The sequence below is a fragment of the Mesorhizobium sp. M1006 genome (assembly GCF_040318825.1).
Classification (GTDB): domain Bacteria; phylum Pseudomonadota; class Alphaproteobacteria; order Rhizobiales; family Rhizobiaceae; genus Mesorhizobium.
In genome coordinates, this window is record NZ_JAMYMZ010000052.1 from 1 (window position 1) to 13,508 (window position 13,508).

Here is a 13,508-nt window from a genome sequence, read left to right on the forward strand (position 1 = left end):
AAATGTTTTTCGTTTCGCGCTCCAGTTCCGGGCGGGGGTTCGCCCCATTTTACCCAAACCCCGGGTGGCGCCAAAAAAAACGGGGGGGCCAACCCCCCCGGCTCTTCGTGCTCCTGGGTTTGAGGATCTATCGGCCCCAGTTGCCCCGGCCAGATTGGGGCACTACGGGTTGATCCGCGCCGAACCGGGTCGTCGCCTCGGTGTCGACGGCGTTGTGCTCGGCCGTCAGCGGCTTGCGGATGGAACCAGTAAACCCGTTGTCGATGCTGCCGACAGGCGCGTTGCCAACAGGCGCGGCCGGCTGGTTGACGCCGTCCGAACCATAGTGATCACTGCCTGCAAAGGCGCTGGCCGTGGCGACGAGGACGACGGTGGCGACGGTAAGAGCAATCTTGGTCATTTCAGGTACTCCAGTGTACTGGTCATTCGTGAGTTGTCGTTGCTTTCGACGCATTCGAGATGAGAGCGCTGTCCGCGCCGACGAATACGCACCCGGCTTTTTCCGATGTGCACGTTGCTGGACGATTTCAGCAACCGAGATTGTGGCTACAGATGAAACCTGCAAATCAAAGTATTCGATTGGCGCAGGATGCTATTCGGCGCACACGCCCGTTGATACGCGAAAGCAAGACAAGAGTAGCGGGCCAAGCCCGCCGCTCTATGTGTTGCAGGCCGTGATAATCAGCGGCCCCAGATGCCTTGGTCGGATTCAGGCGCCACCGACTCGGAGGTTATCTTGGCACCGGTATGCTCGGAAGTGACCGGCTTGCGGATCGAACCGGTGAAGGTGTTGTCGACGTTGGCAGCAGTAGCAGCCGGCTGGTTGACGTTGTCCGAGCCATAATGGTCGCTGCCGGCAAAAGCAGTGCCGGTGGCAACGAGGATGGCGGCGGCGGCAAGAGCGAGCTTGGTCATTTCGGGTACTCCGGTAGTTCTCTGGTCTGTCCGTCAAGTAGCGTGCCTCGGGAGGAATTCGCGTCGCTCGGACCACCCCGAGATGGGTCGGCAAGTCTGTCGTTTCCAATCACAAAAATTTTGTGCCGGTGCGCCAAATTGGCCGCTTGAAATCCGGCATAAGGTTCCCTTATGCCACAATCTTCTGTTTTATTTTCAATTAGTTATGCGGTCAGTGGTGATTTGCCGCGCGAACATTCTTTGAGCCGGCGTTCACCCTTTCCTGTACTCTCTGCTAACGGAACCGAGCCGTTCGGTTCGAGTTCTTTTACGCTTGGCTGATCAGCGCTTTCAGAGGCTCGATCGACATTCCTGCCGACCGATCAATGCGCGGTGAAATTCACGCTGCCAGCTCAGCGCCAGCGGCGTCGTGCTTGGGCCGCGCGCTGGCCAGAAGCACGACCGGGCAGTTGCAGGCGGCCAAAACAGCGCCGGCGGTTTCACCGAAGAACAGGTCCTCACCCGGACGTTGGGTGACGCCCATCACGACGATCGCCGCTCCTTTGGCCGCCTCCCGGGTGATCGCCTTGTCGGGTGTGACGCGGGTATGGAATGCTGTGTCGATATGCAGGCCGTAGCGGCCCGCCAGATCAGCGATGTCTTTCAGGACGGCCTCTTCGCGGCTATGCGACACCGATGTCGACCTGCGGCCCTTGGCTGCCTTTTGCGAGACGTAGAGAACCTTGATCCGCGCCCGGTTTGGACGGGCCAGCGCCAGCGCCAAGTCGGCGGCGCGACGCGCCACCTGGGTACCGTTGACGGGGACGAGAATGCTGGTGCCGGCCCTCAGCGTCGGCATCTTTTCGCCAGCATTGCCGCCGTTCAGGACCAGGCAAAGCGGGCCGTCAAATCCTGCGGCAATGTCGTTGAGGGCCGGCGCGAAGGCGCCATCGGCGGTCAGCACATTGTCCAGGCCGACCAGCAACAGGCCGTATCCCTTGCGGGCCTCTTCGGCAATCGTCTCACCCGTGGCATCCAATTCGGTGCGGGCCGTCAGATGGACTTTGTCGACAAGCGTATCTTCGATCCGTTTCACCGCCTGAGCGCTCTTTTTTGCACCCTTTTTGATTTCCTGGAGGGCGCGCTCCTGTCCCTTGCTGTCGGTCGGCCTGTCAACTCGGCCGTCTTTCGGCTGAAGCAAGGTGGTGGGCAGGCGAAGCAAGGTGGTGGGCATGCCGCTGCCTCCGCCGACCAGTCCGGCGAGATATGCGGTGAACTTGCCGATCCTGCTGTCGTCGACCAGCACCAGCAGCCTCTCCAGCCTGGAAATGAAGCCGTATTCGTCCAACGCCTCGCGCTCGACACGCTGCTGCTCGTCGTGCCCAACCGGCAGCCGGCCGAGCGCCCAGCGCAGCATCGGCGGCATGGCCAAGGTGGTGATCACGGCCATGGTGACGATCATGGTGAAGAGATTGTGCGACAGGATGTTCATCGACAGGCCGATGCTGGCGACGATCACCTCGGTCGAGCCGCGTGCGTTCATGGCACTGCCGACGGCGATTGCTTCCTTGAGCGACATGGCGGCGAGCTTGGCGCCGATGAACGCGCCGCCAAACTTGCCGATGCTGGCGATGATCACGAGAGCGCCCGTCAGCATGGCAAGGGTTGGATCGGCGAGCACTGTGAGATCGGCGGAAAGCCCCGCCATGCCGAAGAAGATCGGCATGAACAGCGCGGTGATGACGCCGCGAAGCTGACCTTCGATATGGCTGGAGAGGATGGGCGATTCCCCGACCAGGATGCCGGCGACGAACGCCCCCAGCACGGTATGGACGCCTATCAGATTAGTGATCAGCGCCATCGCTCCCATGATGATGAGGATCATGGTGATCACCGCAAACTCGCTGCGGAATTGATCGTTGGTCCAGCGGATCAAGGTGAAGACAAGACGGCGGCCAATGGTGAAGGAGAACACCATGAACAGTGCCACCGCAGCGATGGTGGTCACCAGCGGCGCGAACTGTAGCTTGCCATTGGTGGCGATGCCGAAGGTTACGGCGATGACCAGCCAGCCGATCGTGTCCTCGATGATCGCCGAGGAAATAATCACCTGTCCGAGGTTGCGGCGCATGAAGTTCATCTCGCGCACCACCATGGCGACGACCTTGACCGACGAGATCGACAGCGCCGTGCCCAGGAACAGCCCGGCGACGGTGCGCTGCGTGGGGTCAGCCAGCAATGCGTCCGGCAGGAACTGCGCCAGCGCAAAACCGAAGATGAAGGGCACCACGACGCCGGTAGCCGAAATGGAAAAACAGGCCGCGCCAACCCGGCGCACCAGCCGCAGGTCCGTCTCCATGCCGGTCAGCAAAAGCAGCATCAGGATGCCGAGCTGCGAGACGGCGTCGATCATGCCCTTTTGCGCAGGATCACTGGGAAAGATCAGGTGCTGGGCCGACGGCCACAGCCAGCCGAACAGCGAAGGACCGAGCAGGATGCCGCCGATCAGTTGGCCCATGATTGCCGGCTGGCCATAACGCTGCAGCACTTCGCCCAAGCCGCGCCCGACAAGCAGCAGAAGCACGATCTCGGCGACGAAAGCGCCTTCGCCCGAACCACCCATGCCCGAGGCCCGGGTACCGGCAACGAGCGTCTGCGCTGCCCAGGCCGCCCCCACGGGGACGAAAGCGCAAACCAGCAGCGCCAGGCTGGAACGTGTCGGAGCCTGCCAAGCCATGAAACCCCCATCGCCCAATGCACGTGTCCAACAACGCGCGACAGGGCGTTGCGTTGCTAGACAGGGCGTTGCGTTGCTAGACGTGGACGTCACCGAAGGAGAGTTCGCCGTCGTCGCTCTCTGTCAGAAATGCTGTCACCAGCAGGCCCGCATAGAGGACGGCGACCAGCACGACGATGACGGCGCCCGGAATTGGACCCAAGGCAGCACTGGCGACCGCCTCACGCATCGACCCGACGAAGCCGATGCGGACACCTTCGGTCAGAAGACTGGGGGTCGACAGTTTGAGGATCCAGGCCAGCAGCAGGATCAGCAGCATGTAGATGTAATTGCGACGCAGGCGGCGCGCCAAAGCCATGCGTTGCGAAATCAGGAATTTCGGCGCGCGCAGGCTCTCGCCGACGATCAACAGCCAATCGGACGCGAAGTCCGGCTGCGGCGAGAATATCTGCGCGAAATAGTGCCGTTCGAACTGGCGCACGCGAGCCCGATAGAAGTCGAAGAAGCGATATCGGCGGGCCTCTATCCACAGCAGCAGCAGAACAAGCAGCATGGCAAACAGCAGCACGCCATGGTGAGCGCTGGCTGTCGAAAGCGAAACCGACAGCATTGCTGCGACAACGGTTATCGCCCAGTTGCTCGTCCGGTCCAGGCGGTCACGCCACCCAGCCATGCGCGCAATCTCGGCGCGATGAAAGTGGGACATCGTGGTTACGAGTTCGCCGGACGACAGTGTCCTTCCGATGGGATCCGGCGCCGGCAACACTTCTGCCATGACAATGCCTCCACCCGCCACGCGAAAACGGCCGGATGGAGATATCGTTCCGACGCTCAATCCGCCGGGCGCAGCCAGACCTTGTTGTCGTGGAAGGCGGCGCCGCCATAGGGCGCCGGCGCATCGGCGCCGGTCAGCACGTTGATGCCCTCGCCGCGCTCATGGGCGCTGTTCGGCCAGATGCCTTCGGCGACGACTACGCCGCGCTTGATGCCGTCGAACAGCTTTGCGTGCAGCACCACCTCGCCACGCTGGTTGCCGACTTCGACACGGCCGCCGTCGGCGACGCCGAGTGCCGCCGCATCATCGGGATGCAGGAGCAGCTCCGGCCGGCGCTCTTTTGCCTGCGATACCGGCGTTTCGGCAAAGGTCGAATTGAGGAAATTGCGCGCCGGCGAGGTGGTCAGCCGGAACGGGTGCGCCTCGTCCGCCACTTCGATCAGGTCGACATGGTCGGGGAATTCCGGCAGGCTCGCCACCGGCCCGAACAGGCCCATGCTTTTCGGTGGCCGGTTGGGCGCGGCCTGGCCCGTCCAGTCGGCGCGAAAATGGAACTTCTTGTCGGCATGGCCGAAGCCGTCGAGGAAATGCGCGGCCGCGAAATCCGGCTGCAAATCGACCCATTTCTGCTCTTTCAGGCTCGAAAAGCTGCCCAGCCCGCGCTTGCCCAGAATGATGTCGATATGCTGCTGCTCGGTCATGCCGAAGCCAGGACGATCGGCGACACCGAGCCTTTTGCCGAGCTCCTCGATGACGAAATGGTTGGTGCGCGGACCTTCCGGCGGGTCGATCAGCTTCGGCCCGAGTGTGATGTGCTGGTTGCCGCCACCCTTGTAGACGTCGTCATGCTCGAGAAACATCGTCGCCGGCAGCACCACATCAGCGAGCTTGGCGGTGTCGGTCATGAACTGCTCGTGCACGCAGGAAAACAGATCGTCGCGCAGAAAACCTTGCTTCACCAGCCGCTGCTCCGGCGCGACATTCACCGGATTGGTGTTCTGGATCAGCAGCGCCGTCACCGGCGGGCCGCCATAGAGCGCATCCTCAGCCCCGGTCAGCACCGGGCCGATGCGCGAATGATCGAGATGGCGGATCGAGGGATCGCGCATCCGCGTGCCTTCCAGCAGTTCCTGGTTGAGCTTGAAGATGCCTGAGTTGGAATGGAAGGCGCCGCCGCCCTCATATTGCCAGCAGCCGGTAACCGCGGCGATCGAGGCCGCGGCATGCATGTTGACCGAACCGTTGCGCTGCCGCGAAAAACCGTAGCCGAGGCGGAAGTAGGTCTTCTTCGTCGTGCCGACGAGACGGGCGAAGGCCTCGATTTCGTCGACAGAAAGCCCGGTGATATCAGCCGCCCATTGCGGCGTCTTTGTGCTGAGATGCGCTTCCAGACCGTGAGGATCGTCGGTGTATTGTTCCAGATAGGCGCGGTCGGCCATGCCGTCACGGAACAGCACGTGCATCACCGCGCAGGCCAGCGCGCCGTCGGTGCCGGGCTTCAGCACCAGGCCGAGATCGGCCTGCTTCATCGTTGCATTTTCGTAGACGTCGATGACGACGATCTTGGCGCCGCGTTCCTTGCGCGCCTTGATGGCGTGGGTCATGACGTTGACCTGCGTGACCACGGCGTTGGTGCCCCAGATCACCACGCAGTCGGACTTTGCCATTTCGCGCGGGTCGGGGCCGCGCAGCGCGCCGGCGCCCATCATCCAGCCGGTCCAGGCCAGATTGGTGCAGATCGAGCCGAAGAAGCCGGAATATTTCTTGGCGTGCCTGAGCCGCTCGATGCCGTCGCGCTGCACCAGACCCATCGTGCCGGCATAGTAATAGGGCCAGACCGTCTCCGAGCCATATTTTGCCTCGGCGGCTATGAACCTTTCGGCGACGAGGTCGAGCGCCGCCTCCCAGCTGGATTCCTTCCAGGCGCCCTCGCCCTTGCCGCCGGCTCGGATCAGCGGCTTCAGCAGGCGGTCGGGATGATGGACGCGATCAGCGTAACGGGCGACCTTGGCGCAGATGACGCCGGCCGTATAGCTGTTGGCCTTGGCGCCATGGACGCGACCGATGCGCTTTTCATCGAGCAGCTCGACCTCGAGCGCGCAGGTCGACGGGCAATCATGCGGACAGGCCGAATGGCCGATTCTGAGCTTCGCGTGCTGATTCATGGGAGCAAACTAGTCGTTTATGGCGGCGGCGTGTAGGGCCAGTTACCCGCCATCAATGCGCTTGAGCAAGGCGTTGTAGGCGCCGCATTTCGGGCAATGTATGTGGCGCTCGACATGCGATGATCCGGCTCCGGCGTCGATGACCAGCAGATTGCCGTCTCCACACTCAGGGCATTTTGCGACAGCTTCGGAATTGACAACCAAAACCTTGGCAACTTCGATCCAAAGTTTTGTCGACATCGTCCTACTCCGCCGTGCCTTCCTCGTACTCCGCCGACATCGACAGCCATTTTTCCTCATGGCCGGCCAGCTGTTGCGCAAGTTGTGAGCGCTCCTTGGCCAGCCTTGTCGCGGTCGACGGGTCCTTTTCGTAGACGGCCGGGTTGGCGAGTTCGTCCTCGATCAGGTCGATGCGCTTGCGGAGGCGGTCCATCAGCGCTTCGGTGGCGCGGATTTCCTTGGCCAGCGGCTCGAAGGCGGCGCGGCGCGCGGCCGCATCGCGGCGGCGGTCGGCCTTCGACGCTTTGTCCGCCTCGCGCTTGCCGCGGCGGTCGCCGGAGACGCCGGTGACCAGTGTCTTGTAATCCTCGAGATCGCCGTCATACGGATTAACCGCGCCGTCCTTGACCAGCCAAAGCCGATCGGCGGTCGCTTCGAGCAGATGGCGGTCGTGCGAGATCAGGATGACCGCGCCGGGAAAATCGTTCAGCGCATGGATCAGCGATTCACGGCTGTCGATATCAAGATGGTTGGTCGGCTCGTCGAGGATGAAAAGGTTCGGCCCCTCGAAGGCCGACAGGCCCATCAGAAGCCGCGCCTTCTCGCCGCCGGACAGATCCTTGGCCGCGGTATTCATCTTTTCGGTGGTCAGGCCGAACTGGGCGACGCGGCCGCGCACCTTGGATTCCGGCGCGTCCGGCATCAGCCGGCGGACGTGTTCATAGGCGTTTTCATCGGGCCTGAGGTCGTCGAGCTGGTGCTGGGCGAAGATTGCCACCTTCAGCCCGGGCGCCACAGTCATGGAGCCGGTCTCCGGCTTCAGCCGGCCGGCCAAAAGCTTGGCGAAGGTCGACTTGCCGTTGCCGTTGGCGCCGAGCAGCGCGATGCGGTCGTCGGCATCGATGCGCAGCGTCATCTTCTTCAGGATCGGCGCACCCTCGACGTAGCCGACATTGACGTTGTTCAGCGCAATGATCGGCGAGGCCACCGTCTTCACCGGCTCCGGAAAGGAGAACGGCCGCACCGTGTCGTTCACGATCGCGGCGATCGGCTTCATCTTCTCCAGCGCCTTGATGCGCGACTGCGCCTGCCTCGCCTTCGATGCCTTGGCGCGGAAGCGCTCGACAAAGGATTCCATGTGCTTTCGCGCGGCTTCCTGCTTGACGCGGCCCTTCTCCTGCAATTCGCGCTGCTCGGTGTATTGGCGCTCGAACTGGTCGTAGCCGCCGCGCCAGAAGGTCAGCTTCTTCTGGTCGAGATGAACGATCGAATTAACGGCGCGGTTGAGCAGGTCGCGATCGTGCGAAATCAGCAGCACGGTATGCGGATATTTCGACACGTAGTTTTCCAGCCACAGCGTGCCTTCGAGGTCGAGATAATTGGTCGGCTCGTCGAGCAGCAGCAGATCGGGCTCGGCAAACAACACGGCGGCCAGCGCGACGCGCATGCGCCAGCCACCGGAGAAGGACGAGGCCGGGCGCCGCTGCGCGGCATCGTCGAAGCCGAGGCCGGCGAGAATGGTGGCCGCGCGTGACTCGGCCGAGTGCGCATCGATATCGGCCAGCCGCATGTGGATGTCGGCGATGCGGTGCGGGTCGGCCGCCGTCTTTTCCTCTTCGAGCAGCGCACTCCGTTCGAGGTCGGCCTTGAGCACGATCTCGATCAGCGGCTCCTCGGTGCCCGGCGCTTCCTGCGCCACCTGGCCGATGCGCGTGTTCTTGGGCAGGCTGATCGAGCCGGTCTCGGAGGCGAGGTCGCCGGTGATCGCCTTGAACAGGGTCGTCTTGCCGGTGCCGTTGCGGCCGACAAGGCCAGCCTTGCTACCGGCCGGCAAGGTCAGTGAGGCATGGTCGAGAAGCAGGCGTCCGGCCATGCGGAGCGAAAGGTCGTTGATGATCAGCATGGCCGGGCTTTTGCACGGGACAACCATGCTTCGCAAGGGCTTGAGCCCCGGTTCGCCGCATAAGCCGCGAAAACCGACAAAGCTGGTGATGTCGACCCCGCGCGCCGCGACTTCCCGCAAAACGCAAAAAGAACCCGCTATCCTGAGGGGGGACAAGGAGAGCGGGCTCTTTCGTGAACGGCGGCCTTGGGAGCGTCCGATCGACATCCAAACACGCAGCAGCTTGGTTTGTTCCATGGGAAGAATGAACTATGTGATGAACAAACGCTGCTGTGGCCGGCAGGTTTGTCCACAGGGGCGTGCCGTCTGTACGCTATCGACCATGACGCTGCGGAAAGACTCGGCTATCCTTGGATGTGCGGCGGGCCTGATCTCCGCCTGGCCGGCGCCATCAGCTTCCTCCCAAGCGGCGCCGGCCACCTTCCTTGACCGGCGCCGACGCCATTTGAGGCGGTCATTGTTTCGGCGGCGTGCCGGGCTGATCGCCGCCGGTCGTCGACTTCGGCACCGGATTCTTGTCGACCTGCGGGTTCTGATCGACCGTGTCGCCAGGGGCCTTGGTCGGCTGGATGTTGTTGTCGCAACCCGCAACAGTCAGAGCTGCCATAAGCAGCAGGATTGAGCGCTTTTTCATCGCAGTCTCCTCTCGCCCGACAACGAGGCGTCGGCGATTTGGTTGCGCGTTCCTGCAGTCGCCAAGGGGCCTGGGAACAAAATGCCGCGTCTCCGGTTGCTCCACAATCAATGGAGGATGGCATGATCCGTCTGCTCATCGCCGGGGCAATCGTCTATGTTGCCTATCGCGTCGCCAAGAAAGTGATCGATGAGGTGCCCGACGATTTCGATCCGCTGCTGTTGCCACCGCCACAGGACGATCGCGAGGCGCTACGGCGGCAATCGGCAAGGATGGGCGTCGAGCCCGAGCGTTAGTCGACAAGCCTGCCCGCAAGGCTTCTTCGCTCACGGGGCCTATTCCGGCTCCGCAAACCGTTGCGAACAAAGCAGAAACGATGCTTGATGGGCGATGAACCTCGCCGCCCGTGATTCGTCCTTCCAGCCGGCCTATCTGGCGAAGCTCAACGCCGAGCAGAGGCTTGCCGTCGAACATGGCGACGGCAAGATCGCCGGGCCGTTGCTGGTGATTGCCGGCGCCGGCTCCGGCAAGACCAACACGCTGGCGCACCGGGTCGCGCATCTGATCGTCAGGGGTGCCGACCCGCGCCGCATCCTTTTGATGACATTTTCGCGCCGTGCCGCAGCGGAAATGGCCAAGCGGGTCGAGCGCATCGCCGGCGAGGTGCTGGGGCGCGATGCCTCGGTGATTACCGATGCGCTGAGCTGGGCCGGCACGTTCCACGGCATCGGCGCCAGGCTGCTGCGCGATTATGCGCTGGAGATCGGTCTCGATCCGGCCTTCACCATCCACGATCGCGAGGATTCCGCCGACCTGATGAACCTCGCCCGCCACGAGCTTGGGTTTTCAAAGACCGAAGCCCGCTTCCCGACCAAGGGCACCTGCCTGGCGATCTATTCGCGCGCCGTCAACGCACAGGCGCCGCTCGGCGAGGTGCTGGGTTCGGTGTTCCCGTGGTGCGCCGGCTGGGCCGAACAGCTGAAGCAATTGTTCGCCCGATATGTCGAGGCCAAGCAGGCGCAGAATGTGCTCGATTACGACGACCTGCTGCTCTACTGGGCGCAGATGGCCGGCGAGCCGGAAATCGCCGCGCATCTGGGTGCGCGTTTCGACCATGTGCTGGTCGATGAATACCAGGACACCAACCGGCTGCAGGCCTCGATCCTGACGGCCCTCAAGCCCGACGGATCGGGGCTGACGGTGGTCGGCGACGACGCGCAGTCGATCTATTCGTTCCGCGCCGCGGAAGTGCGCAATATCCTGGATTTTCCGAAGCAGTTCGCGCAGCCGGCCGAGGTCGTCATGCTGGAGCGCAACTACCGTTCGACCGAGACGATCCTGGCGGCGGCCAATGCGGTGATCGGCGAAGCGTCGGAGCGTTTCACCAAAAATCTCTGGACCGAGCGCAAATCGGCGGAAAAGCCGAAGCTGGTCAGCGTGCGCGACGAGACCGAGCAGGCGAGCTATGTCTGCCAGGCGATACTGACCGAACGCGAGGCCGGCACTGTTCTCAAATCACAGGCGGTGCTGTTTCGCGCCTCGCACCATAGCGGCCCGCTGGAGATCGAGCTGACGCGCCGCAACATCCCCTTCGTCAAGTTCGGCGGGCTGAAATTTCTCGATGCAGCTCACGTCAAGGACTTGCTGGCCGTGCTGCGCTTTGCCGAAAACCCGCGCGACCGCGTCGCCGGCTTTCGCGTGCTGCAACTTCTGCCGGGCATCGGCCCTTCGGCCGCCAATGCGATCGTCGAGACCATGGCAAATTCGCTCAACGAGACGATGGGGCTTGCCCGCTATCGGCCGCCGCAGCGTGCCGCCGACGACTGGCCGGGTTTTGTCGCGCTCTATAGCGGCCTGCGCGCCGGCGCGCAAAAATGGCCGGCCGACATCGAACAGGTCAGGCTCTGGTACGAGCCGCATCTGGAACGTATCCACGAGGATGCAACGACGCGCCGGGCCGATCTCCTGCAGCTCGAGCAGATCGCTTCCGGCTATGCGTCGCGCGAGCGCTTCCTCACCGAGCTGACACTCGATCCGCCGGACGCGACCAGCGACGAGGCTGGCCCGCCGCACCGCGACGAGGATTATCTGATCCTGTCGACGATCCATTCGGCCAAGGGCCAGGAGTGGAAGAACGTCTTCGTGCTCAACACCGTCGACGGCTGCATCCCGATCGATCTCGGCGTCGGCAGCAAGGAGGACGTCGACGAGGAGCGGCGGCTGCTCTACGTGGCGATGACGCGGGCCAAGGACAGCCTGCACATGGTCATGCCGCATCGCTTTTTCGTCCACGGCCAGGCGGCGCGCGGCGACCGCCGTGTCTATGCCTCGCGCACGCGCTTCATCCCGCGCTCGATCCTAGGCGCCTTCGAACAGCTGGCTTGGGCCAGCGTCCAGGCCAGAGACGATCCGCGCCGCCAGCCGCAGGTACGTGTCGACCTCGGCGCCCGCATGCGCGGCATGTGGAAATAGGCACCTGCCTCGACGTCGGCGCTGCTCGCCCGGCGACCGCTCCCGGAGCCGGCGAAAAAACAATCCCGGCAACATGGAACCTCGCGCCGTGATCCGCGTTTCTGCCCGACCCCCAGACCGGAGAACGGCGTCCGCCGTGACCTCCGCCCATTCGAGAGGCCAGAATGCACGACAGGACGTTTTCCACCCCGGTCGCCCTAACCGTTGGCGCCGGCTACAAGCGTACGATCGCTTCGTTCTCCGAGATGCACGAATTCCTGACCGAGTTCCCGCCTTCGCGCCGCCGGCTGAGCTATGGCGCCGCGGTGAAGGCCTGCGAGGCGGCACGTGCCGGCGATATCTCGGCCGAAGCGGCACGCGACGCCCTGATCACCTTTGCCGTAACGGCAGGCATCCTCTGGCCGGCCGCCCAGCCGGCGGTCTCGGTCAAGCCGGTCGCCCGGGGCCTCGGCGGCTACGCCGCCTGACAGAAACGACCATCAATGGACCGTCATCGGGCCGCCGCCCGGCGGGTCGCCCGCTGCCGCGGTTTCGAAACTGACCTGATCGCGGCCGTTCGATTTGGCCCTGTAAAGGTGCTTGTCCGCCACCACGAACATCTCGGCGTAGGTGGTCGGCCCGCTGAAGGCGACGCCGCCGATGCTGACCGAGAGAGGACAGGGCCGGCCGCCAGGCGAGAACTCCGCCTCACGGACGCGCCGGCGAATTGTCTCCGCCACCAGCCAGGACTGCGAAGGATCTGCGCCGGGAAGGAAGACCGCAAATTCCTCGCCGCCGATCCGGCCGACGATGTCGGCGCCGCGTAGCTGGCCCTGGATTGTCTTGGCGATCAGCTTGAGCGCCTGGTCTCCGCAGTCGTGGCCGAGGCGGTCGTTGACGGATTTGAAATGATCGGCATCGACGATCAGCAAGGCTCCGGCATTGACGACGGAATGGCTGCGGGCCTGTTCGAGATAGGCCTCGACGAGCATGGAAAATGCACCCCGGTTGAATACCGCCGTCAGGCTGTCGGTCGCCGCGACGACGGCCAGTACCTTCTGCGCGATCGCCAGCTGGCGCATTTTCCACATGAGGAAGAAGAAGAACGAGCTGGCCAGGACAAGCGGCAGCAGCAGGTCTGTGAGCTGCGCCCGCCACAGCGCTTCCGGCGACAAATATGGGAAATTAAAGGAATCGACGAGGAATGCGGCTGCAATGCAGACCGCCGTGCCCGCGACGGTAACGGCCACGACCCTGCCCCAGCTCGTTGGGGACAAATCGATCTGCATGCTTTTGCTCCTGCTTCAGCAGGCTACCTTGAAGCAACAGCGCAAACGAAGTCCTAAGACTTTGCTTTCAATTCGATCGCAGTCGAAGCGAACCAGCCGTCGAGATGGCGGCCAGATAAGAAGATCGGTCCTAAATCAGCTGCCGTCTGATGCTCATCCGCGTTACCGCGGTCACAAGAATGGCGCCGATCATGAAATAGATGGTCGCGACAATGTCGCCCTGGTGGAAATAATAACCGGAGTTGAGAAGCGCCAGGACCACGGCGAAGAACGCCACGAGGCGCAAGGGTTCATTGGGCATGCGTGCCAATTCTCGCTGTTGCTGCTGAATGCTGCTGAAGCGGCCGCCCTCACGACCATCCGCTCCATAAAATGTTTTGGCGCGTTTTGCAATCTCGGCAGATCGCCCTCTATCCACCGTCCGCTTCACCAGCCGCCCCA

13 protein-coding genes are annotated in these 13,508 nt (G+C 63.2%); 3 read left to right on the top strand and 10 right to left on the bottom strand.

The window, feature by feature from the left end; all coding sequences use genetic code 11:
- Positions 1–127 precede the first annotated feature (127 nt).
- From NKH60_RS29440 to NKH60_RS29475, 8 genes are all read right to left on the bottom strand, one after another.
- Entirely contained in the window at positions 128–400 is a 273-nt protein-coding gene (locus tag NKH60_RS29440) for a DUF680 domain-containing protein (protein WP_352874334.1), read from the bottom strand.
- Between the two features lie 281 nt (positions 401–681).
- A complete protein-coding gene (locus NKH60_RS29445) occupies positions 682–915 on the bottom strand; it encodes a DUF680 domain-containing protein (protein ID WP_352874336.1) in 234 nt (77 codons plus the stop codon).
- Between the two features lie 379 nt (positions 916–1,294).
- Complete coding sequence (locus NKH60_RS29450) at positions 1,295–3,517, bottom strand: cation:proton antiporter domain-containing protein (RefSeq protein WP_502899638.1); 2,223 nt, start codon at positions 3,515–3,517, stop codon at positions 1,295–1,297.
- 190 nt (positions 3,518–3,707) lie between these two features.
- Positions 3,708–4,406 (bottom strand): DUF2270 domain-containing protein, encoded by a 699-nt coding sequence (locus NKH60_RS29455; RefSeq protein WP_352472615.1) that lies wholly within the window; start codon positions 4,404–4,406, stop codon positions 3,708–3,710.
- Between the two features lie 56 nt (positions 4,407–4,462).
- A complete protein-coding gene (locus tag NKH60_RS29460; protein ID WP_352771135.1) occupies positions 4,463–6,571 on the bottom strand; it encodes a molybdopterin-containing oxidoreductase family protein in 2,109 nt (702 codons plus the stop codon).
- A 42-nt stretch (positions 6,572–6,613) separates the two neighbouring features.
- Complete coding sequence (locus tag NKH60_RS29465) at positions 6,614–6,811, bottom strand: hypothetical protein (protein ID WP_352501876.1); 198 nt, start codon at positions 6,809–6,811, stop codon at positions 6,614–6,616.
- Positions 6,812–6,815: 4 nt separating this feature from the next.
- The gene (locus tag NKH60_RS29470) at positions 6,816–8,693 is read right to left on the bottom strand and encodes an ABC-F family ATP-binding cassette domain-containing protein (RefSeq protein ID WP_352501875.1); all 1,878 of its coding nucleotides are present in this window, start codon (positions 8,691–8,693) and stop codon (positions 6,816–6,818) included.
- 454 nt (positions 8,694–9,147) lie between these two features.
- Positions 9,148–9,327: a hypothetical protein gene (locus NKH60_RS29475; RefSeq protein WP_023677659.1), complete on the bottom strand. Its 180-nt coding sequence runs from the start codon at positions 9,325–9,327 to the stop codon at positions 9,148–9,150.
- A gap of 122 nt (positions 9,328–9,449) precedes the next feature.
- On the opposite strand from NKH60_RS29475, the gene NKH60_RS29480 reads away from it, so the two are divergent.
- The 3 genes from NKH60_RS29480 (at position 9,450) to NKH60_RS29490 (ending at position 12,266) form a co-directional block, all read left to right on the top strand.
- Entirely contained in the window at positions 9,450–9,623 is a 174-nt protein-coding gene (locus tag NKH60_RS29480; RefSeq protein WP_023677660.1) for a hypothetical protein, read from the top strand.
- A 94-nt stretch (positions 9,624–9,717) separates the two neighbouring features.
- Positions 9,718–11,799: an ATP-dependent helicase gene (locus NKH60_RS29485; protein ID WP_352874340.1), complete on the top strand. Its 2,082-nt coding sequence runs from the start codon at positions 9,718–9,720 to the stop codon at positions 11,797–11,799.
- A gap of 164 nt (positions 11,800–11,963) precedes the next feature.
- Positions 11,964–12,266 (top strand): DUF982 domain-containing protein, encoded by a 303-nt coding sequence (locus tag NKH60_RS29490; protein WP_023677662.1) that lies wholly within the window; start codon positions 11,964–11,966, stop codon positions 12,264–12,266.
- Positions 12,267–12,278: 12 nt separating this feature from the next.
- On the opposite strand, the gene NKH60_RS29495 is transcribed toward NKH60_RS29490, so the two are convergent.
- Positions 12,279–13,067, bottom strand: coding sequence for a GGDEF domain-containing protein (locus NKH60_RS29495; RefSeq protein WP_352501873.1), 789 nt, complete (start codon positions 13,065–13,067; stop codon positions 12,279–12,281).
- Positions 13,068–13,197: 130 nt separating this feature from the next.
- Positions 13,198–13,497 carry a hypothetical protein gene (locus NKH60_RS29500; RefSeq protein ID WP_352452962.1) on the bottom strand — a complete coding sequence of 100 codons (300 nt, stop codon included), beginning with the start codon at positions 13,495–13,497 and terminating at the stop codon, positions 13,198–13,200.
- Positions 13,498–13,508 lie beyond the last annotated feature (11 nt).

What these genes read in the sequence shown, in the direction of transcription:
- NKH60_RS29440 (WP_352874334.1), bottom strand. Translation starts at nt 400, where the DNA reads ATGACCAAGATTGCTCTTACCGTCGCCACCGTCGTCCTCGTCGCCACG.
- NKH60_RS29445 (WP_352874336.1), bottom strand. Translation starts at nt 915, where the DNA reads ATGACCAAGCTCGCTCTTGCCGCCGCCGCCATCCTCGTTGCCACCGGC.
- NKH60_RS29450 (WP_502899638.1), bottom strand. Translation starts at nt 3,517, where the DNA reads ATGGGTGGTTCGGGCGAAGGCGCTTTCGTCGCCGAGATCGTGCTTCTG.
- NKH60_RS29455 (WP_352472615.1), bottom strand. Translation starts at nt 4,406, where the DNA reads ATGGCAGAAGTGTTGCCGGCGCCGGATCCCATCGGAAGGACACTGTCG.
- NKH60_RS29460 (WP_352771135.1), bottom strand. Translation starts at nt 6,571, where the DNA reads ATGAATCAGCACGCGAAGCTCAGAATCGGCCATTCGGCCTGTCCGCAT.
- NKH60_RS29465 (WP_352501876.1), bottom strand. Translation starts at nt 6,811, where the DNA reads ATGTCGACAAAACTTTGGATCGAAGTTGCCAAGGTTTTGGTTGTCAAT.
- NKH60_RS29470 (WP_352501875.1), bottom strand. Translation starts at nt 8,693, where the DNA reads ATGCTGATCATCAACGACCTTTCGCTCCGCATGGCCGGACGCCTGCTT.
- NKH60_RS29475 (WP_023677659.1), bottom strand. Translation starts at nt 9,327, where the DNA reads ATGAAAAAGCGCTCAATCCTGCTGCTTATGGCAGCTCTGACTGTTGCG.
- NKH60_RS29480 (WP_023677660.1), top strand. Translation starts at nt 9,450, where the DNA reads ATGATCCGTCTGCTCATCGCCGGGGCAATCGTCTATGTTGCCTATCGC.
- NKH60_RS29485 (WP_352874340.1), top strand. Translation starts at nt 9,718, where the DNA reads ATGAACCTCGCCGCCCGTGATTCGTCCTTCCAGCCGGCCTATCTGGCG.
- NKH60_RS29490 (WP_023677662.1), top strand. Translation starts at nt 11,964, where the DNA reads ATGCACGACAGGACGTTTTCCACCCCGGTCGCCCTAACCGTTGGCGCC.
- NKH60_RS29495 (WP_352501873.1), bottom strand. Translation starts at nt 13,067, where the DNA reads ATGCAGATCGATTTGTCCCCAACGAGCTGGGGCAGGGTCGTGGCCGTT.